Here is a 19,966-nt window from a genome sequence, read left to right on the forward strand (position 1 = left end):
AAAAATCGCGCCGCTACGAATGCGTGCATGTTTCTGTAGCGGCGCAGTTTATTAAGCAAATTTATATAATTACGGCCTGCGGAACAGCGCCATACTGCGGCCTTCCAGTTCGAAATCCTTCTCTTTGGTAATCACTAACCCTTTCTCAACGCTGTCAGACGTCGAAAGCTCCAGCACCCAGCCGCCTTCACCAAACTGTGGAATACTGAACGGCACATTGCCTTCATATGGATTAAACAGCATCAACACGTCATGCCAGATGCCTTCCTCCGGCACTAAATCCGGGCGACCGAGATACACCCCGAGCGTGGTGCCATCATCCCATTGATCATCCTGCTGGAAGCCGCCACCGGCGTTAAACCATTTGATTTCCATACCATCGCGCCAGCTTTCACGCCGCAGCAGCGGTTGTTGAGCGCGTAACGCCAGAATATGCCGGGTAAAGTCGCGCAGTGCATCAGCAGAAGGCGGCAGGTTTTCCCAATGCAGCCAGGAAATCTCGCTGTCCTGGCAGTAGCCGTTATTGTTGCCGAGTTGACTGCGGCCAAACTCATCGCCCGCCAGCAACATCGGCGTGCCGTGCGAGAACAGCAGCGTGGCGAGGAAGTTGCGTTTCTGCCGCTCACGTACCGCGTTGATGCCTTCATCGTCCGTCGGGCCTTCCGCACCGTAATTGTACGAACGGTTCTCGTTATGGCCGTCATTATTGTCTTCACCGTTAGCTTCGTTGTGTTTCTCGTTGTACGAAACCAAATCGTTGAGCGTGAAGCCATCATGCGCGGTAAGGAAATTGATGCTGGACCAGGGACGGCGACCGCGCTGATCGTAGAGATCGCCAGAACCCAGCAGGCGCGCGGCGAAGTCATTAGTGACCATGTCACCTTTCCAGTACTCACGCACCGTATCGCGATATTTATCGTTCCACTCCGCCCAGCCCGGCGGGAAGCCGCCAACCTGATAACCGCCCGGCCCAATATCCCACGGCTCACCGATCAATTTCAGTTTGGACAACACCGGATCCTGCATGATGGCATCGAAGAAGCCACTACGCTGGTCAAAGCCTTCCGGTTCACGGCCCAGCACGGTGCCGAGATCGAAACGGAAGCCATCAACGTGCATGGATTCGGCCCAATAACGCAGCGAATCCAGAATCATCTGCAGCACGCGCGGATGCGACGTATTCACGGTGTTACCGGTGCCGGTGTCATTGATGTAGTAGCGATGCTGATCCGGCAGCGTGCGGTAATAAGAGTAGTTATCAATGCCTTTAAACGACAACGTGGGGCCGAGTTCATTGCCTTCGGCGGTGTGGTTGTAAACCACGTCGAGGATCACTTCGAGGCCAGCATCGTGGAAGGCGCGCACCATATCGCGGAAGCCCTGAATCCCGCGCGGGCCAAAGTAGCGCGTGGCCGGGGCGAAGAACGCCAGCGTGTTGTAGCCCCAGAAGTTTTTCAGACCGCGATCCAGTAGATGCTGATCGTCCGGGAAACCGTGCACCGGCAGCAGCTCCACGGTGGTTACGCCCAGGCTTTTGATGTAATCGATCGAAGCCTGATTGCTTAAACCGTCGTAAGTGCCGCGCATCTCTTCGGGCACCGCCGGATTAAGCTGGCTAAAACCTTTAACGTGCGCTTCATAAATGACCGTTTTCGACCACGGAATATTCGGTCGATTAGCATCCTGCCAGTCAAATTCATTGGGATCGATGACCACACATTTGGGCGTAAACGGTGCGCTGTCGCGGGTATCGAAACTCAAATCCTTATCTTCATGCAGCAGGTCATACGCGAAGTGCGACTCGTCCCACTGCAATTCGCCCGCCAGTTCGCGTGCGTAAGGGTCGAGCAACAGTTTGTTAGGGTTAAAGCGATGGCCATTTTCCGGCTCGTACGGGCCGTGCACGCGATAGCCATAGAGCGCGCCGGGCTGCAAGCCGGGAATGTAACCGTGCCACACTTCATGGGTGTATTCCGGCAAATCGAAGCGGGCGATTTCGTTTTCGCCGCTCTCATCGTACAAACACAGTTCGACTCGCTCAGCGCAGGCCGAAAACAGCGCAAAGTTCACGCCCTGGCCATCATAGTTAGCGCCAAGCACTTGTCCCGAACCTGCTGTAATTTCTAGAGGCTTACTTGTCATCCATTATTCTCCACACAGATTAATCGGGTAATGCATCAGCTGCTCAGCAGCACTAACGGCGCACTTGAGGCCGCCTCATCCAGCGCGATGTAATCGCCAATCGTCACGGTTTCGCCACTCCATAAGTTGCGATAGTGACGATGGGCGAGTGACTCGGGCAGTACCACTTCGGTTTGCGTCCACTGCGCGTTGTCAAAACTCAGGCGCGGCAGAATGACCAGCAGCGCGTGGTTACTGTCCTGACGCGCAAAGGCGATGACTTTCTCCTGATGTTCACCGCTGACGTCCAGCGGCTGATAATCGCCCACACGGAACAGCTGCGGATAATCGCGACGCAGATGCAGAAGGCGTGCAATCACCTGTTGTTTCAGTTTGCCACTCAGCCAGTTTTGCGCGTCGTTAAAGTCGGGCGAAGAAGACTCTTCCAGCTGCTGCTCCAGCAGCGCGAAGTCCGGCGTGCGGCGGTTGTCGGGATCGACCAGGCTGAAATCCAGCGCTTCGCTACCCTGATAGATATCCGGCACGCCCGGCGCGGTGAGTTTAATTACCGTTTGCGTCAGGCTATTGATTAATCCGGCCTGAATAAACGGTTGCAACGCGTGGCTGAAATCGCTGAGGAACAACTGATTGGCCGGTGAAAGCAGATGACGCGCGTAATCCAGCACCGCTTTTTCGTAGGCTTCGTTGCTCTCTGCCCAGTCGGTGCGCAGTTTGGCTTCGCGTAACGCTTTTTCGACAAAAGGAATAAAGCGCTCTTCAAGTTGGCTGGCATCCTGCGGCTGCAAGGTGGTCGGCCACACGCCAGCTAACGCCTGATACAGCATCCATTCCACTGCCGGTTCCGGCGCGGCGCCATCGTCCAGTTCCACTACCTGCGCCTGATTAATCTGCCGCCAGCGCGCTACGTGTTCCGCCCACAGCGCGGGGGCTTCGCTTAGCGTATACAGCCGCGCACGCGCATCTTCACCACGCTTGGTGTCGTGGGTTGAGGTGGAAGAGATGCCATCGGGCTGCTGTTGCAGCCGCGTTTGCATCTCGCTGTGGAAATGCGCCAGCGAGAAGGCGTGCGGCAGCGGTTCTGCGCCCACTTCATTGATCGCTAATGCGACGTGATTGCGGAAGAACAGCGTGTCTTCAACCGATTTCGCCATCAGCGGTCCGGTCAGCTGCTGGAAGCGCATGCGGAATTCGTGCGCGTCTTTTTCGCTCTCTTCAGAAACCGCGCCCAGCAGCATCGCCTGCAGCAAACTCAACACCGTTGGCGACGCACTGTTTTTCACCGTTTCCAGCACCTGTTGCAGCAGCTCTTCGCCTTCGAGCGGCATGCCGTCCTGCTGGCCGTAGGTGCGATACACCGGGAAGGCGATGAGGATTTCGCGCAGTGCGACGTGCAGTTCCGCTTCGCCAAGGTTGCGATGTTCGGAACCGGCAATCTGCGTCGCCAGCTTAAGCAGACGCGCAAACTCACCGGCGAAATTGCGGTCAACCATCAATTCACGCGCCACGCGCAGTCCGCCTTCAACGTCGTTGCGTTGTCCGGTGGTGGCTTCATAGGCCAGATGCAGCGTATCGATCTGCGAATCATCCACCAGCGCGTGCGACAGCGCGGCAATAAATTCGTAGCCGGTGGTGCCGGAAATGGGCCAATCGTCAGGGATCTTTTCTCCTTCGGCGAGGATCTTTTCCACCGTGATATAGCAATCCGGGCCGGTGGCCTGGCGCAGCTGGCGCAAATAGCCTTGTGGATCGGCAAGGCCATCAACGTGATCGACGCGCAGGCCGCTGACCGCGCCCGAGCGCACCAGTTCAAGAATCAGCCGGTGGGAATCGGCAAACACCGCTTCATCTTCAACGCGCACGCCGACCAGACCGGTGATCTCAAAGAAGCGGCGATAAGAGAGCTCGCTGCGTGCATCGCGCCAGCTGATCAAACGCCACGGCTGCTGCTCATGCAGTTCAGCAATCGCTTTGGCTTCAGTCATCGCCAGCACCTCGTCGGCGCGATCCTGCCAGCTGGCGGGCGTCAGCGGGTAAAAGCTGTCGTAGTACGCCAGCGCGGGATGGCCAGTTTGCGGATGTGCTTTAATGCTCAGCTCACCGTTTTCCAGCACGTTCTCGAAGCTGTCGCCGAGAAACGGCAGCGTCAGACGGCGTGTCCAGTCGATATCAAAATGATTGGCGTAGCGGCTGCTCTCGCCATACTCGATCACATCACGCCACCAGGCATTCTCCAGCGAGGCCGCCATATGGTTTGGCACGATGTCGAGAATCAAGCCGATCTCCGCGTCCTGCAACGCCTCAACCAGACGATTAAAGCCGTCGCGGCCGCCAATCGCCGGTTCGATCTCATTGGCATCGATGACGTCGTAACCGTGGGTGGATTCGGCGGTGGCGCTAAATATCGGCGACGCGTAAAGATGGCTGATGCCAAGGCGTTGCAGATAGGGCACCAGCGCCGCGGCGCGATCAAACGTCATGCCGTTGCGAAACTGAATGCGATACGTCGCGGTTGGAATACTCATTTTGTTGCTCCCTGATCCAAACGCACCACGATGGCGTTTTGTGATAATGCTTCAGTTTCTTGCGGCCAGGCGAAAATCGTGCGACCTGGCGTGGCGGGTAAAGATTGCGTCTGCTTGCCGATATTCAGCGCCAGCGACAGTTCGCCCTGTGGGAAATGCCAGCTGACGGCTACAAAGCTTTCAGCGGTGGCGAGCACCTTGCCGCTGTTGCCGCCCGCATCGGCCAGCAGCGGCACGATATATTGCTGACGCAGCGCCAGCAGCTCGCGCGTGAGCGCCAGCCAGCTCTGGCCTTCAGGCGTTTGTAACTTATCCCAGTCAAGTTTTGAGCTGGCAAAGGTCTGCTCGGCGTTGGGATCCGGCACCTCTTCGTCATGCCCGGCGTGCCCGGTGAACTCCTTCGCGCGCCCTTCACGCACCGCTTTGGCCAGATCGCCGTGGAAATCGGTGAAGAACAGGAAAGGATTCGTTTCCCCATACTCTTCGCCCATAAATAGCAGCGGAATATGCGGTGACAGCAGCAGCGTCGCCAGCAGCACTTTGGTGCGATCGCTGCCCGCCAGGCTGATCAAACGATCGCCCTGCGCGCGGTTACCCACCTGATCGTGGTTCTGGATGAAATCAACAAACGCCACCGGCGGCTGGCTGGCGCTTGGCACGCCGCGCCGCTGCCCACTCTGCGGTGAAAGTTCGCCCTGATAAGCAAAGCCTTCAGTCAGCACACGCGCCACCAACTTCTCCGGCACGTCGGCGAAATCTTCGTAATAGGCGTGAGTTTCACCGGTTGCAAACACGTGCACCGCGTTGTGGAAATCATCGTTCCACTCACCGGTAAACAGCGGCGCGTTGCCCTGTTTGTCACGCGGATGCAGGAAGATAACGTTGCGGCAATCTTCGGTGGTGAGATGAATAGGGCGCTCGGGAATGTCCTGACGGATGCGTTCGGCAATCTCAATCAGCGCATGCTTACTGGAGCTGTCTTCAATCTGGTCAATGGCATCAAAACGCAGGCCATCAAGATTAAATTCCTGCAGCCAGTAGAGCGGTGCTTCGACAATGTAGCGCCGCACAGCATCGACATCATATGCAATGCCTGCGCCCCACGGCGTCATGCGTTCCTGGTGGAAAAACGCCGGCGCCAGCAGCGGCAGGTAGTTGCCTTCCGGGCCAAAGTGGTTGAGCACGATATCCAGCACCACCGACAAACCGTGCGCGTGCGCGGCATCGATAAAGGCTTTGAAATCATCCGGCGATCCGTAAGCCGCATGCGGAGCGTAGAGCAGCACGCCGTCGTAGCCCCAACCGCGATTGCCACCAAACTGCGACACCGGCAGCACTTCCAGCTGCGTGATGCCTAATTCGGCCAGCCACGGCAATTTAGCTATCGCAGCCTGGAAAGTGCCTTCGGGCGTGAAGGTACCGATGTGCATTTCATACACCACCGTTTCATGCCACGGACGACCTTGCCATTCGGTGTACTGCCAGCGATAGCTTTGCGGATCGACCACCAGTGAAGGGCCGTTAACATCAGCCTTTTGCGCACGCGCGGCGGGATCCGGCACCACCGTGCCATCGTCCAGCACAAAGTTATACTCTGCACCGGGCGCCACGCCGCTGACTTGCAGCTCAAACCAACCGTCGCCTGCGTCGAGCATGGCGGTGTCGTTATCGGCAAGTCTTAAGGTGATGTGCTGCTGCCCTGGTGCCCAAACACGAAAACGGACGCTGTCATCAGCAAGAATCTCAGCGCCCCAGGATTTTTCAAATGATCTGAATTCCATTCAATTGCCTCGTTTAGCCCACGCAGGGGCAATGGACGACATCAAGCGATTCGCTACTGGCTGAAAACGATAAATAATTTGGGATGAAAGTTAGGTCGGACAACAAATCATAGTCGATATTTTGGCGTTTTCTGGCGCGCGCGAGAGGATTTCAGGTGGGTTTAAGAAATTATCGAATTAGCGGGGGATTTTTACGCTTCGGTTAGATGAGGTCGCCATGAATGGCGTAATGCTGCTCAGTTAAGCGCCGAGCGACTTTCGTTCGCCCTATGCTGAGGCAGTTGCAGTATCTTCGTGCGGCGACCGAGCAGAGGACGCCTGGCCGCGCCCTCTGCACTCCCGGGCCTTGCGCCAGCCCAACCCGCCGCTGCGCGGTGCCTTCACTCATTCACGATTCCTGACGGACCGGCGGCGATTCGCTCCTGCTCAGCGCCACCTCTCGCCGCATCCCTGCGGCTCGCCCTGGAATCCCTCATTCGTTCAGCGGATTGGGATGTCGCCTCAACATCCGCGCTGCAGCAGTCGTGCGTATTCTTAACTCAAAATCGCTTTAAATCCCGCAGGACTGCGGCCCTTGTTAATGCCGACTCGAAACTACGCCGGTTTATGCTTAACCTTACGTTTACGCAATTTATCGATCAAACGATGCGCTTCCGCTTCTGTTGCCACCGCAGGCGATGAACCTTTCAGCGGTTTGCGGGCCGTTTCACTCAAGGTTAAAACCGTCAGCAAACCAATAATCCCGGCACCGATCATGTAATACGCCGGCATCAGATTATTGTGCGTGGTATCCACCAGCCATGCGGTAATCAGCGGCGTGGTGCCACCAAATAGCGAAACCGATAAGTTAAAACCAATTGCCAGTGCGCTATAACGAATATCGGTGACAAATAGCGCCGGTAACGTTGCCGGCATGGTGCCGCTGAAACAAGTATGCAATAAGCCCAGAATCGCCAGTCCGGCAAACACCAGTAGCATATTGCCGGAACCAATCAACATGTAGCTCGGAATCGCCAGCACGATTAAGCCTAACGCGCCTAAACCAATCACCGGACGGCGACCAATGCGGTCGGTGAGATATCCCCACATTAACGTCAGCGGCATCATGATAAACATAATCACCATCACCAACATCAGGCCGGATAATTCACTCATTCCCAGCACGCCGGTTAAATAGCTCGGCATATAGGCGGTCAGCATATAATTGGAGACGTTGAACAACAGTACCAGACCAATACATTTCAGCAGCGGTTTACGTTGATCGCGCAGCATCTGCCACACGCTCAGGCGCGGCTTGTTGTGCTCCATCTCTTCGCGCTTATCCATGTGATCTTTAAACGCGGGCGTCTCTTCCAGCTTTAAGCGGATATACAAACCGAACAGACCCAACGGCGCGGCGAGGAAGAACGGCACACGCCAGCCCCAATCCATCATGGTTTGATGCGGTAAGAAAGCGATCATTGCTGTCACCAGGCTGGCGCCCAGCAGATAGCCACCCAGCGTACCGAACTCAAGGAAGCTACCCATAAAGCCGCGACGTTTGTCGGTGGAGTATTCCGCGATAAAGGTCGCGGCACCGCCATATTCACCGCCGGTGGAGAACCCTTGCAGCAAGCGCGCCAGCAGCAGCAGAATCGGCGCAGCGATACCAATGCTGGCATAGCTCGGAATCAGACCGATACAGAACGTACCGATCGACATCATGATCATGGTCAACGCCAGCACCTTCTGACGTCCAATGCGGTCGCCGAGTGGGCCAAACACCATGCCGCCAATCGGACGCACCAAAAACGCCGCGGCGAAGGTACCGAACGAAGCGATCAGCTGCGCGGCAGCGCTGGCATCGGCGAAGAAGACCTGGCCAATGATCACGGCGAGATAGCTGTAAACGCCGAAGTCAAACCACTCCATCGCATTACCCAATGCGGCGGCACCGACCGCGCGTTTCAGCAATTTGTTGTCGATAACGGTGATGTCATCAACGGTTAAGCCACTGGCTGTGGCTGAGTGTGTTGTATCCGTTCCTGTGCTCATAAATTCCCCAGTTGAGAAAATGGCGCGATCTTATAGCTTTCGCAGCCGTAATTTCATAAATGGAAAAGAAAGCTATAAGAGGCAGAAGAAGCGCAAACCCTAGTAAAGATTTTAACATCTCGCAAGTTGGCAGGATAAAACACGGGTAGATAGCATGCTTGAGGGAGGTCGCCATGGATGGCGACCGTGAATGTAGATTATCAGCCTGGCCCCTCACTACCGGCCGCCAGCAGCGGCACAATCACATCGCTGATTGGCGTAGGAATGCCGCGCGCCCGGCCATAACGCTGCACGACGCCGTTGCGGATATCCCACTCCAGCGGACGGTCGGCCTGGCGGTCGGCAAGGATCGAGGTGCCTAAATCAGTCGGTGCGCGGTGGAAGCGTTCTACAATCTCCTGCGGCACCTCATCCTTTAACGCGGCACCTTCAGCGCGTGCTACCGTCAGGCACTCCTGCAAATAGGCCAGCGCCAGCGCGCTGATGTCGTCGCGCTGGAACATGCCCGCACGACGATTCGACAGCACCATCAAACCGGCAACCGCGTTTTGCAGCAGTTTGCGCCAGGCGATGGTCAGGAAATCGGCGGAGAGATCGACCGCGCAGCGCGTGTCGCGCAGTGCCGCAACCACCAACTCAGCGTGCGGCGTTTCTGGCAGCGTCAGGCGCGGCTTTTCTCGCAGCCACACCGAGGCGTCTGGTTCGCGCTGGGCCGGGAACCACACCACCGATGGCAGCACGGTCGCGCCATTGACATAGGGCGCGAGTTGGCTTTTCTGCTCCACGCCATTCTGCAGCGCGCACACCACGGTATTTTCATCACACAGCGCCGCCAGCCAGGGCGCGGTATCCTCAACCTGGGTGGTTTTCACCGCCACAAACACCAGATCGAACGGTTGCGCGATCTCGGCGGGATTGGTGAGCACCGGGCCGGGAACAATAATTTTGCCGCTGTCGTGACGCAACTCCAGCTGCGGATGTGCGGTACGCCCGCAAATCGTGGGCGTGCGTCCAGCTTCATGCAGCGCCGCTGCGATGGTGGTGCCAATCGCGCCCGGTCCAATAAGGGCGATGGTGGGATTCTCAGACATCTTATTAAGCTCCTGATTATCAAAATGCTTGCAGGGATCGTAGCGGCGCAATTCATTGCGCGATAAATCGCGCCGCTACGGGATAGGCTTTGATTGGAAAGCGTACGATGACCTTAAATGTTTAGCAGCGAAGAATAGCCGTTTACAGCACAGTTATGTGCTTTTTCCGCAGCAGTTGGCACATTTCGTTATCGGGTTGAGCATCAACGATCAAGGTGCTGGCCAGTGATAATTCGCCGATGGCAAACGCCGAAGCGGAATTCAGCTTCTCATTCGACACCATCACCACCGTTTCCGCCGCGCGTGCGGAAAGCGCACGTTTCACCCCGGCCTCTTCGTAGTTGCCAGTGGTTAATCCCGCCGTTTTGTGCACGCCGGTCACGCCCATGAAGAACAGATCGGCATTAATCCGCGCAATGCCTTCCAGCACCGCCGCACCCATCGCCACCACCGAATGGCGATAGAGCAGGCCGCCAATCATGATCACGTCAACCTGTGGATAATCCACCAGCGCCACGGCAATGCTTGGGCTGTGCGTCACCACGGTAAATGCCAGATCCGGCGGCAGCAATTTCACCATCTCGGCGGTAGTGGTGCCGCCATCGATAATCACTACCTGGCCTGGCTGGATTAGCTGGACCGCTTTCTGCGCGATAAGGCGTTTAGAGCTAATCTGCACGCTTTTGCGTGTTTCAAACGGTGCGATAGCGGCAGAAACCGGCAGCGCACCGCCGTGTACACGTTGCAATAATCCTTCGGCGGCTAGCTCACGCAAATCGCGGCGAATTGAGTCCTCTGACACCGCAAAGCGCTGGCTAAGCTCGCTCGACATCACCTGTTTTTCTTCGCTCAGAATGGCGAGGATGTACTGTTTACGTTGGCTGGAGAGCATTATTTTCTCATTCATGTTTTTGCTTGTATTTGCACGATTATGCATGTTAGCGTAGATTTTGTCACCTATCGCCGGGCAAATCGTGCAAAAAAACGCTTGCCCACACCATCAAATTTTTGGAGAAACGCAATGTTGATTCTTATAGCAGGGCCCGTACGCAGCGGCACCAACGGCAATCAAGTGTTAATTCATGAAAACATTAAGAAATTAGACCAGATTGCCCTGCAGGTCTACCAGCGCGGACATACGCCGGTGATCGGTGAGTGGCTGGCGTTGCCGCTGGCGAGCGCCGCCGGTTCGCAGACAATTGGCGATGAAATCAGTGAATCTTTTCTCTATCCGGTGGCGCATCGTTTGATTCACTGTTGCGATGCTATTTTACGCATTCCGGGCGCGTCGCAGGGGGCTGATAACGATGTGCGGATTGGCAAGGAGCGGGGGATGGCGATCTTTACTCAACTGGATGAGATTCCGGTGATTGAGGGTTAGATTAAGCGTGGTCGCCATGAATGGCGACCCGATAAAAATATCATTTATTACTCGTGATAAATCTGGCTGCGTCCGCCATCAACCAGGATATCGGTGGCATTGATGAAGCGCGCTTCGTCCGAGGCGAGAAACAGCGCGGTATATGCCACTTCCTGCGGTTCACCAATACGTTTGCACGGTAGCAAAGCGGCCTGCCGTTCACGCTCGGCTTGCGGATCGGGACAGCTTGCCAGCCAGGCTTCAGCGGCGGGCGTCATGATCAAACCCGGAGAAATGCTATTAATGCGAATGCCCTGACTGGCGTACTCCACGCCCAGCGAACGCGTCAGGCCAATCAAACCGTGCTTGGCAACCGGATAGGGAAACGCGCCGGGAATGATTTTGTGCCCGTGTACCGACGCGACGTTAACGATATTGCCGTACTGGCGCGCCAGCATGCCCGGCAGCACGCTGCGGATCAGGTTGAAGGGTCCTTTCAGATTGACCTCCATACAGCGCTGCCAGTCGTCATCTTCCAGTGCCAGCGGATCGCGAAACACATTCACGCCCGCGCAGTTGATCAGAATATCAATCGGGCCCAGCGCTTGCTGCGCTTCGCTCACCGCCCGCTGCACCTCCTCGGGTTGCGTGACATCTGCGCTATAGGCAATACAGTGTTGACCACTTTGCTGCTGCAACTCTGCCGCCAGCGCTTCGGTGGTTTCACCGTCAAGATCGAACAGCGCCACGCGAGCACCTTGTTGCGCAAACATTGTAGCGATTGCGCTGCCTATGCCGCTGCCAGCACCGGTGATAATCGCGGTTTTATTAGCTAAGCGTGATGACATAATCGCCTCCTTATGAAGATGCCGGTAATGCCAGCCAGTCTGGGAAGTACAACGTGCGCTCGCCGCGCTGCACAGTAATCATTGGCCATTCGCCACTGCGCGTTAAGGCTTCGCAGCCCTCAGCGGTAAGTAAAAAGGTATCTTCGCTTTTTACGCCGCTGAGCGTGGGATTCCACGCCACGGCAATATCAGGCTGAATATCGCCGCGCGTATCTGGTGTTAGGATCACGTCGCGGCAACCATAACCCGCCGGGCCGCCCTGATGATGATTGCGCCACGCATCGCCATGTCCGTGCCGCTGATAGGCATCTTTAATTGCCTGAAATAGCGTTGACCAGCTTTGGCCCGGCTGCGTTGCACAGAGAATATCGGCGTGGATCTGGCACAACGAGTTGAGGTGCTGGCGTAATGCGGGTTCAGGTTGGCCGATATGCACTAACCGCGTCAGGCTCACGTGCAGCCCGTGGCGCTCGGCGCCGAGCGTGATCAGCATGTGTTGCTGCAGCTTTTTCTGCGTGGGCACCGGATGTTTGAACGCGCTAATACGCTCATCGGCCGCTACTAAGGTGCACATCGGACGAATACCGCGTGCCAGACAGGCTGCGACAAGCTCGGCCTCCACTTGCCATTCCGTTACGCCTGCTTTTAACTGGTGCGCCACGCCTTCGACAATCTGCGCGGCTTCGCGCCCCAACGCTTTGAATCGCTGTTGCTCATTGCTGTTCAGGCCCTGTCGCAGCGCCACCATCGCTTGTTGAATATCAGACATGCCGTTTTGCGGCGTATCGCTGCCGAATTTGCCCTCAGGCAACAGGGTATTTAACGATTGAAACCACGGGTAACTCAGCGTTTCACAGGCAAACGGCAGCGATTCTTCGGCGAGGATACGCGGCATCTCATTTTCAGGGGCGAGCAGCAGAACCTTGTCCTGCATGATGAGCAAGCTGGCCACGCCGACTTCAGCGCGTTCCACCACGTAAAAACTGGCACCTTCGGTCAGCCAGGCGATGTTATCGCGCCGGGTAAGCAGCACACCATCGAGTTGCCAGGAGGCGAGTGCACGCTGCAGGCGGGATAATTTTTCACTCATAAGCGTGCTCCTTGCTCTCGCTCTGCTGCGTCTGCAATAGCAATTCAGCAGCACGATGGGCCACCGCCATCACAATGGCATTGGTGTTGCCGCTGATAATGTTGGGCATCATTGAGGCATCGACCACGCGCAGGCGGTTAACGCCGCGCACGCGCAGGTCGTCGTGTAACACCGCCAGCGGATCGTTATCGTGGCCCATGCGGCAAGTGCCAACCGGGTGATAGCCGGTTTTCACCATGCGTTTGCAGTGTTCGGCAATCTTTTCATCTGACGTAATCTCTGCACCAGGGAAGATCTCTTGCTGCACCATCGCGCCGATGGGCGTCGCGGTGATGACCTTACGCGCAAAACGGAAACCGGCGATGGTGCGCGCCAAATCGTCGGGATGACCAAAGATTTGCGTATCGATAATCGGCAAGCTGCTGGCGCTGCTATCGCGCAGCGTGACCTCGCCGGTCGCTTTGGGGCGCAGCAGAAGCGAATTGACGGTAACGCCATGGCCGGGATCGGCGCCCATCACGTCGCGGTCGAGATATACCGTGGGCACACAAAACATCTGAATCGTTGGCGTGGCGCCGAAATCGAGCGGGTCAAAGAAGGCGCAGGTTTCCACGCCGGTGGTGGTGACCGGACCGGTTTTGAACAACATATATTGCAAGCCAGCTTTGACCATCGGCCAGCCACGATCCTGGCCGTAATAGCCAAAGGCACCGTTGGTGCTGGCCACCACCGGCACTTCATAGTGATCCTGCAAATTCTTGCCGACACCCGGCAAATGCTGACGCAGCGTGATGCCATGCTGTTTTAGCTGGGCTTGTGGACCGATGCCGGAGAGCATCAGCAGCTTCGGCGTTTGATAGGCACCGGCAGCCAGAATCACCTCTTTACGCGCGCAGGCACGTTGCGGATGGCCATCTTGTGTGTAGCGTACGCCGCTGGCATTTGCGCCCTCAAACAGGATCTCTTCTACCTGCGCGCCGGTGACGATGGTCAAGCGCGCGTCATGGCGCAGCGGCGTAATAAAGGCATCCACCACGCTGCAGCGCTGGCGCGTCTGACCGTTAATGGTGTGCTGCATAAAGCCTACGCCAAACGGATTGCCGGTATTGAAATCCGGCGTGTAAGGAATGCCCAATCCCTGCAGAGTTTTCACATAAGCGCGGCTCAGAGGGCTGAAGTGGCCGAGATGCGACACTTTCATTGGCCCGCCGACGCCGTGATGGGGCGCACCGAGATGATCGTTATCCTCGATGGCGGTAAAGTGCGGCAGCAGCGCATCCCACGACCAGTCGATGCCCTGATTGCCGAGCGCGCTGTTCCAGTCGGCGTAATCCTGGCGATGGCCGCGCATATACACCATCGCATTGACCGTCGACCCGCCGCCCAACACTTTCGCCTGTGGCACAATCACGCCGCGTCCGTTGAGCTGCGGCTGCGGCTCGGTCTGGTGCATGGTGAGGAATTTGTCGCTGGCGAGAAACTTCATGTAACCTGCGGGCATCTTTAGCACCGGGTGATACTCATCGCGCCCGGCTTCCAGCAGCAGCACGCGCGCGTTGCCTTCCGTGACTAACCTGGCGGCGACGATACAACCGGCGCTGCCGCCTCCCACCACAATGTAATCAAACTCTTTCATGGTTCTCTCTTTACTCTGAAGCGACAGAATCTAAACGGCGCAGGCGCTGCGCCTCGGGATTATGCTGCTCGCCGGGATCCAGTGGGCTGAGCAGGAAGCACCAGGAAACAATGGCGCTGATTAAGTACAACGCGGCGTAACCCCACACCACGCCCGAGGTGCCAAACAGTGCGTTGAAGGCGCCATAGAGCGCGGGGCCAAAGAAAGTGGAAAGCCCGGCAGCAAAGCAGTAAATCGCCATCGCGTTACCTTTATCTTTTGGCTGGCACAGGGAAGAGAACAGCGCGGCAGCGGGAACATAGCCGCACAAGGTGATGCCATATAAACACGCGCAGATGACGCTGAGGACAAAGCTGCCGTGGCTCCATTGCGGCACAAAATACATCAGCAACATTGAGATGCCGGAGCCGAGTCCACCAAATACTGTCAGCACTTTGCGCCAGCCGATGCGATCGCTGAGCTTGCCGACAATGGGATTAAAACTCATGCCGACTAAACCCATGATGGTGATCAGGCTGAGGTATTCGGTTTGCGTAAATCCGATCTGCTCGGTGAAAAAGCCCGGCAGGAAAATAAAGAAGCCGAAGTAAGGCGTGGTGTTGATGATACGAACCACGGCAGCCGCGGCGATGCGCGGTTCACGCCACAAAATATCGATGCCGCCCATCAGCGTACGCGCAACGCTCTGCTGACGGTGTTGCTCATCGAGCAACGACTGATAGCCGCTGCGTTCTTTCAGCGCGATCACCATCACCAGCAATCCCAACGCGACCAGCCCAAGCGACAACCAGAACGTGGCATATTCACCAATCAACTGTATTGAGAAGATCGCCACCAGCGATCCCAGCGTGGGCAAGCCGCCGGTAAACGCCAGCCAGAACCAACCGGTTGCTGAACCGCGCATATCGGCGGGTGCGGCGGCCTGAATCCACACCAGAAACGCATAGGCAAACATGGGGTAGGCAACGCCGCGCAAACCGTAGGTTAACGCCAGCAAGGCCACACTATGGGAAGGCAAGGCGATGGCGAGGAACAGCACTTCAAACACAATCCAGATCACACCGCCTGCCAGCATCACTTTGCGCGGGCCAATGAGTGTGGAGAGTGAACCGGCCAGCCACGAACCGAGCGTAACGGTGACGCCGTAGAAGGCGATCACCGCCGCCGCGATATTGAGTGAGAAACCATTTTCATGCAGGTAAGGCGCGAGATAGTTCGACTCCACGCCATCGCCAATCATAAACAGCAATACAGCGACGTAGCCCCAGGCCAGCGCGGGTGGAATACCGAGGCGGATCAGCCACGGATGGTTTGCAGGTGATGTTGTCATGTTCAATGTCTCTTGAGAGGTGAGGATATTTTTTTGTTATTGGGATGAGCACGAACTTTAAGGCAACGGTAGTAAAGAGGATGGCGAAACCATCACAAAAGACAGTAAACTCTGTTTAGTAAACGGGTCGGATGGGGTGTGATGGAGACAAAATGAAGCCGGTTGGTTTGAACAATTTGCAGGTGCGAAAACATAATAAGGCGCTGTTTATGTCGCTGATGTGGCGGCATAAACAACTCAGTAAATCTCAATTGGCACACCTCAGCGGCTTAACCATTCCAGCCACCAGCAAAATTTTGCAGGCGCTGCTGGATGAAGGAAAACTGCAACACTCTGAGGCGCTAATGAGCGCTCGCGGTAACAGTAATGGCAGTTTTGCACTGCCATCCAACGGTGCCTGGACGCTGTGTTTATGCGTCAAGCCGAGCAGCATTGAACGGCAACTGGCCGATGCGCAGCTGGTAGCGCAGGGAGAATTTGAGCAAGTCGCCATCAAAGCGGAAACGCCGGAAGCATTGCTCAGTGAGATTGAGGCGGTGTGGCGGAAAACCTGCAAACAGTGGCCGAAGCGACGCATTAATCTGGCGCTGGCAGTGCATGGTCAGGTCGATCCGGTCACCGGTGTGTCACAGCATATGCCGCAAGCCGCGTGGAAAACGCCGTTGCAGTTAAAATTTCTGCTGGAGGAGAAGCTCGGCGTGGAAGTGCGTGTGGATAACGACTGCGTGATGCTGGCGCTGGCTGAGAAGTGGTTAAATCGCAATGCGCTCAGCGAATTCTGCGTCATCAATGTGGATTACGGCATCGGCTCATCATTTGTGATCAACGGTGAGATTTTTCGCGGCAATTTGTACGGCAGCGGCCAAATCGGCCACACCATCATTGAGCCGAACGGTCAGCGCTGCAGTTGCGGCCGTCAGGGTTGTCTGGAAACGGTGGCCTCACTCAGCACCTTAAAACAGGCGGCTCATCAGCGCGATCCCGAAGCGCCGCAGCCCAGCAGCACGCAGTTATTGCAAGCGTGGCAAGCGGGCGAACCCTGGATTGTAGCGTGGGCACAGCGCGCCGCCGAAGCGATTGGTATGAGCTTATATAATTTTCTCAACACGCTGAATATTAATCAGATTTGGTTATATGGTCGCAGCTGTACCTTTGGTGACAGTTGGTTGCAGACCATTGTGCGGCAGATCGATTTTAATCCCTTCGATCCGCGTGATGCGTTGAAAAGCAAAGGCACCAATGTGCATTTTGGTCAGCTGGATCGAGCGCGGCAGGTGCTGGGGATTGGTTATTTGTATGTGGAGGCGGAACCCAGTGCGGCTTGAGAGCGTGGTCGCCATAAATGGCGACCTACAAAATAGCTTTCAGACCTGCGCCATACCGCCATCGACGAACAGCTCAGCGGCGTTAATAAAGCTGGACGCATCGGACGCTAAAAACGCCACCACTTTGCCAATTTCGCCAGGTTCGCCAAGACGACCTAACGGCACCTGCGCCGCCAGCGCATCAAACAATCCTTGCTGCTGATCTTCCGGCACCAAACCACCCAAACCTGGCGTGCGCACCGGGCCGGGACTCACAACGTTAACGCGAATACCGCGATCTTTCACATCCAGCGCCCATGAGCGGGCAAAGTTGCGCACCGCGGCTTTACTGGCGCTGTATACGCTGAATCCGGCAGTACCCTGAACCGATGTGGTGGACGAGGTGAGGATCACCGAGGCATTGTCACTCAGTAGTGGCAACGCCTTCTGCACGGTAAACAGCACGCCGCGCACGTTGGTGCCAAAGATACGGTCAAAATGCTCTTCGGTGATGGCGCCAAGCGGCAGCATGTCGCCGCCACCGGCGTTGGCGAACAGGATATCGAGGCGGCCCGCTTGTTTGGCGATTTCTGCGTAAACGTTGTCGAGGTCGCTTAGCACCGCAGCATCAGCGCGAATACCGCTGGCGCTGGCACCGATGCTGGCGACTGCCGCATCAAGCTCCGCCTGACGACGACCGGTGATAAACACGCGTGCGCCTTGTTTCGCCAACTCCTGCGCGGATGCCAGACCAATGCCAGTTGTGCCGCCAGTTACCAATGCGATTTTGCCGTTGAGTGCGTTCATGTTTGCTTCTCCAATCGGTGATGAGGTTTTGATGACTGCCTTGCAGTGCATGAGAAGCAATCTATCTTCACGGCGTTTGCTGATAAATAGTGTAAAATCGAAATGACTATTTCTGTGTGTGGATAATTAAAGGCGGCGGAAAACAGCATGGATCAGTTATTGGCGATAAAGGCCTTTGCGCGCGTCGTCGAAGCGGGCAACTTTACGCGTGCGGCGGATTCGATCGATATGCCGAATGCCACGCTGAGCAAACTGGTGCAGGAACTGGAAGCGCATCTCGGCATTCGCTTGCTGCAACGCACCACGCGGCGCGTCACGGTGACGCCAGAAGGGCGCGATTACTATGAAAAAGCGCTGCGCATCGTGCGCGATTTGGAAGATATCGACCACTCGTTTAATGCGGAAAGCGCCAAACCTGGCGGCTATCTGCGTATTGATATTGGCGGCTCAACCGCGCGCGATGTGTTGATTCCGGCGCTGCCCGATTTTATTGCCCGCTATCCGGACATTCGTATCGATCTTGGCGTTGCGGATCGCGCGGTGGATTTGATCAGCGGTAACGTCGATTGCGTGATTCGCGGCGGTCCGCTTAGCGATTCGTCGCTGGTGGCGCGTCATTTGGGGGATGCGGAGATGATTACCTGCGCCGCGCCGGGCTATCTGAAAACCTATGGCGTACCGGCTTATCCGCAGGAGCTGAAAAATGGACATCGCGTGGTGAGCTATTTGTCACCGCAGAGCGGCAGAGCGTTTCCGTTTCGTTTTACTCAGGGCGAAGAGCAGCTTGAGATTAAGAGTGAGCATCGGATTGGCGTCAATGAAAGTAACGCGCATTTGGCGGCAGCGGTTGCGGGTTTAGGGATTATTCAGACCTTCCGCTATGCAGCGGCAGCAGATTTACAGGCAGGGAAATTGGTTGAGATTCTGGCGGCGTGGCGTCCGGGGAATTATCCATTTCATGTGGTTTATCCGCAGAATCGTCATCTTACGCAGCGATTACGGGTATTTATCGGATGGCTGAGGGACGTGTTTCCTGAACGATTGAACGGGTAGAGCGGGATCGCCACGAATGGCGACCCCAAAGATGATTACAGCGTGCCGGTGCCGCCATCAGAGCACCACACCTGGCCGGAGGTGAAGCTGTTTTTCACATCGGCAAACGTGACGTACAGCGGGGCGATTTCAGCCGGTTGTCCCGGACGACCCAGCGGTGCGGATTCACCGAACTTCTCCACTTTCTCTTGCGGTTGTCCGCCGCTCACCTGCAGCGCGGTCCAGTATGGGCCAGGCGCAACCGCGTTGACGCGAATCTGCTTTTCACCCAGCTGTTTCGCAAGCGCTTTGGTAAACGCGACAATCGACGCTTTGGTCTGCGCATAATCCAGCAGGATCGCGCTTGGCTGATACGCCTGCACCGACGAGGTGTTGATGATGGACGATCCAGCTGGCAGATATTTCAGCGCCGCTTTGGTGATCCAGAACATCGCATAGACGTTGGTCTTAAAGGTGGCGTCAAAATCTTCAGTAGAGAGTGTCAGGATGGATTCATTAAACTGCTGACGTCCGGCGTTATTCACCAGAATATCCAATCCGCCTAGCTGCTCAGCAGCCTGATCCACCAGCTTCTGACAGAACTCTTCCGAACGAATATCACCCGGAATCGCCACCGCTTTGCGGCCTTCGGCTTCAATCAGTTTTACCACTTCTGCCGCATCAGCCTCTTCTTCCGGCAGGAAGTTGATGGCGACATCCGCACCTTCGCGGGCATAAGCAATTGCCACGGCGCGGCCAATACCGGAGTCACCACCGGTGATCAGCGCTTTACGACCGGTCAATTTACCGGTACCACGATAGCTGGTTTCACCATGATCGGGACGGGGATCCATTTTGCTCGCCAAACCCGGCATCGGTTGCGTCTGCTTTTTAAATGGCGGAACCGGATACGTTTCAGTAATAAGGGTTTTATTTGTGGTTTGCGATGTCATATATATCTCCTTGTCGCATGAGGTGAATAAACTAAG

The 19,966-nt window shown here is 56.3% G+C and carries 15 protein-coding genes; 3 read left to right on the forward strand and 12 right to left on the reverse strand.

Going from position 1 to position 19,966, the window contains the following annotated elements; translation table 11 throughout:
* Positions 1-69 precede the first annotated feature (69 nt).
* The 6 genes from glgX to PZBJ_RS04160 all read right to left on the reverse strand — a co-directional run bounded on the left by glgX (position 70) and on the right by PZBJ_RS04160 (position 10,462).
* Complete coding sequence (gene glgX / locus PZBJ_RS04130) at positions 70-2,142, reverse strand: glycogen debranching protein GlgX (protein ID WP_101761322.1); 2,073 nt, start codon at positions 2,140-2,142, stop codon at positions 70-72.
* 35 nt (positions 2,143-2,177) lie between these two features.
* On the reverse strand, positions 2,178-4,664 hold the full coding sequence (gene treY, locus PZBJ_RS04135; protein WP_101761323.1) for a malto-oligosyltrehalose synthase: 2,487 nt from the start codon (positions 4,662-4,664) through the stop codon (positions 2,178-2,180).
* Positions 4,661-6,445: a malto-oligosyltrehalose trehalohydrolase gene (gene treZ / locus PZBJ_RS04140; RefSeq protein ID WP_101761324.1), complete on the reverse strand. Its 1,785-nt coding sequence runs from the start codon at positions 6,443-6,445 to the stop codon at positions 4,661-4,663. Before treZ ends, treY begins: the two co-directional genes overlap by 4 nt.
* A 594-nt stretch (positions 6,446-7,039) precedes the next feature.
* Positions 7,040-8,479, reverse strand: a complete 1,440-nt coding sequence (proP, locus tag PZBJ_RS04150) for a glycine betaine/L-proline transporter ProP (protein WP_101761326.1) — start codon at positions 8,477-8,479, stop codon at positions 7,040-7,042.
* Positions 8,480-8,679: 200 nt separating this feature from the next.
* On the reverse strand, positions 8,680-9,570 hold the full coding sequence (locus PZBJ_RS04155; protein WP_101761327.1) for an oxidoreductase: 891 nt from the start codon (positions 9,568-9,570) through the stop codon (positions 8,680-8,682).
* 142 nt (positions 9,571-9,712) lie between these two features.
* Complete coding sequence (locus PZBJ_RS04160; protein WP_101761328.1) at positions 9,713-10,462, reverse strand: DeoR/GlpR family DNA-binding transcription regulator; 750 nt, start codon at positions 10,460-10,462, stop codon at positions 9,713-9,715.
* A 129-nt stretch (positions 10,463-10,591) separates the two neighbouring features.
* Here PZBJ_RS04160 and PZBJ_RS04165 point away from each other — a divergent pair, with 129 nt between their 5' ends.
* Complete coding sequence (locus PZBJ_RS04165; RefSeq protein WP_101761329.1) at positions 10,592-10,951, forward strand: NUDIX hydrolase; 360 nt, start codon at positions 10,592-10,594, stop codon at positions 10,949-10,951.
* A gap of 47 nt (positions 10,952-10,998) precedes the next feature.
* On the opposite strand, the gene PZBJ_RS04170 is transcribed toward PZBJ_RS04165, so the two are convergent.
* From PZBJ_RS04170 to PZBJ_RS04185, 4 genes are read right to left on the reverse strand one after another with little or no spacing between them, the layout of a single operon-like run.
* On the reverse strand, positions 10,999-11,778 hold the full coding sequence (locus PZBJ_RS04170; protein ID WP_101761330.1) for an SDR family oxidoreductase: 780 nt from the start codon (positions 11,776-11,778) through the stop codon (positions 10,999-11,001).
* 10 nt (positions 11,779-11,788) lie between these two features.
* The gene (locus PZBJ_RS04175) at positions 11,789-12,868 is read right to left on the reverse strand and encodes a M24 family metallopeptidase (RefSeq protein WP_101761331.1); all 1,080 of its coding nucleotides are present in this window, start codon (positions 12,866-12,868) and stop codon (positions 11,789-11,791) included.
* Positions 12,861-14,504, reverse strand: coding sequence for a GMC family oxidoreductase (locus PZBJ_RS04180; protein ID WP_101761332.1), 1,644 nt, complete (start codon positions 14,502-14,504; stop codon positions 12,861-12,863). Before PZBJ_RS04180 ends, PZBJ_RS04175 begins: the two co-directional genes overlap by 8 nt.
* Before the next feature lie 10 nt (positions 14,505-14,514).
* Positions 14,515-15,834 (reverse strand): MFS transporter, encoded by a 1,320-nt coding sequence (locus PZBJ_RS04185; protein WP_101761333.1) that lies wholly within the window; start codon positions 15,832-15,834, stop codon positions 14,515-14,517.
* 152 nt (positions 15,835-15,986) lie between these two features.
* On the opposite strand from PZBJ_RS04185, the gene PZBJ_RS04190 reads away from it, so the two are divergent.
* Positions 15,987-17,159 carry an ROK family protein gene (locus PZBJ_RS04190; protein ID WP_101761334.1) on the forward strand — a complete coding sequence of 391 codons (1,173 nt, stop codon included), beginning with the start codon at positions 15,987-15,989 and terminating at the stop codon, positions 17,157-17,159.
* Between the two features lie 39 nt (positions 17,160-17,198).
* Here PZBJ_RS04190 and PZBJ_RS04195 read toward each other — a convergent pair whose 3' ends face one another.
* The gene (locus tag PZBJ_RS04195) at positions 17,199-17,945 is read right to left on the reverse strand and encodes an SDR family NAD(P)-dependent oxidoreductase (RefSeq protein WP_101761335.1); all 747 of its coding nucleotides are present in this window, start codon (positions 17,943-17,945) and stop codon (positions 17,199-17,201) included.
* 147 nt (positions 17,946-18,092) lie between these two features.
* Between PZBJ_RS04195 and PZBJ_RS04200 the strand changes: the two genes are divergently transcribed.
* Positions 18,093-18,998 (forward strand): LysR family transcriptional regulator, encoded by a 906-nt coding sequence (locus PZBJ_RS04200; protein WP_101761336.1) that lies wholly within the window; start codon positions 18,093-18,095, stop codon positions 18,996-18,998.
* A gap of 35 nt (positions 18,999-19,033) precedes the next feature.
* On the opposite strand, the gene PZBJ_RS04205 is transcribed toward PZBJ_RS04200, so the two are convergent.
* On the reverse strand, positions 19,034-19,930 hold the full coding sequence (locus PZBJ_RS04205; RefSeq protein WP_101761337.1) for an SDR family oxidoreductase: 897 nt from the start codon (positions 19,928-19,930) through the stop codon (positions 19,034-19,036).
* Positions 19,931-19,966 lie beyond the last annotated feature (36 nt).

Source organism: Pantoea endophytica, from assembly GCF_002858935.1.
GTDB classification, from domain to species: Bacteria; Pseudomonadota; Gammaproteobacteria; order Enterobacterales; family Enterobacteriaceae; genus Pantoea; species Pantoea leporis.

Bases quoted from the DNA above. Each gene is read 5' to 3' on its own strand.
- PZBJ_RS04155 (WP_101761327.1), bottom strand. From the start codon at position 9,570: ATGTCTGAGAATCCCACCATCGCCCTTATTGGACCGGGCGCGATTGGC.
- PZBJ_RS04165 (WP_101761329.1), top strand. From the start codon at position 10,592: ATGTTGATTCTTATAGCAGGGCCCGTACGCAGCGGCACCAACGGCAAT.
- PZBJ_RS04180 (WP_101761332.1), bottom strand. From the start codon at position 14,504: ATGAAAGAGTTTGATTACATTGTGGTGGGAGGCGGCAGCGCCGGTTGT.
- PZBJ_RS04175 (WP_101761331.1), bottom strand. From the start codon at position 12,868: ATGAGTGAAAAATTATCCCGCCTGCAGCGTGCACTCGCCTCCTGGCAA.
- proP (WP_101761326.1), bottom strand. From the start codon at position 8,479: ATGAGCACAGGAACGGATACAACACACTCAGCCACAGCCAGTGGCTTA.
- PZBJ_RS04170 (WP_101761330.1), bottom strand. From the start codon at position 11,778: ATGTCATCACGCTTAGCTAATAAAACCGCGATTATCACCGGTGCTGGC.
- PZBJ_RS04195 (WP_101761335.1), bottom strand. From the start codon at position 17,945: ATGAACGCACTCAACGGCAAAATCGCATTGGTAACTGGCGGCACAACT.
- PZBJ_RS04190 (WP_101761334.1), top strand. From the start codon at position 15,987: ATGAAGCCGGTTGGTTTGAACAATTTGCAGGTGCGAAAACATAATAAG.
- PZBJ_RS04200 (WP_101761336.1), top strand. From the start codon at position 18,093: ATGGATCAGTTATTGGCGATAAAGGCCTTTGCGCGCGTCGTCGAAGCG.
- treZ (WP_101761324.1), bottom strand. From the start codon at position 6,445: ATGGAATTCAGATCATTTGAAAAATCCTGGGGCGCTGAGATTCTTGCT.
- PZBJ_RS04185 (WP_101761333.1), bottom strand. From the start codon at position 15,834: ATGACAACATCACCTGCAAACCATCCGTGGCTGATCCGCCTCGGTATT.
- PZBJ_RS04205 (WP_101761337.1), bottom strand. From the start codon at position 19,930: ATGACATCGCAAACCACAAATAAAACCCTTATTACTGAAACGTATCCG.
- glgX (WP_101761322.1), bottom strand. From the start codon at position 2,142: ATGACAAGTAAGCCTCTAGAAATTACAGCAGGTTCGGGACAAGTGCTT.
- PZBJ_RS04160 (WP_101761328.1), bottom strand. From the start codon at position 10,462: ATGCTCTCCAGCCAACGTAAACAGTACATCCTCGCCATTCTGAGCGAA.
- treY (WP_101761323.1), bottom strand. From the start codon at position 4,664: ATGAGTATTCCAACCGCGACGTATCGCATTCAGTTTCGCAACGGCATG.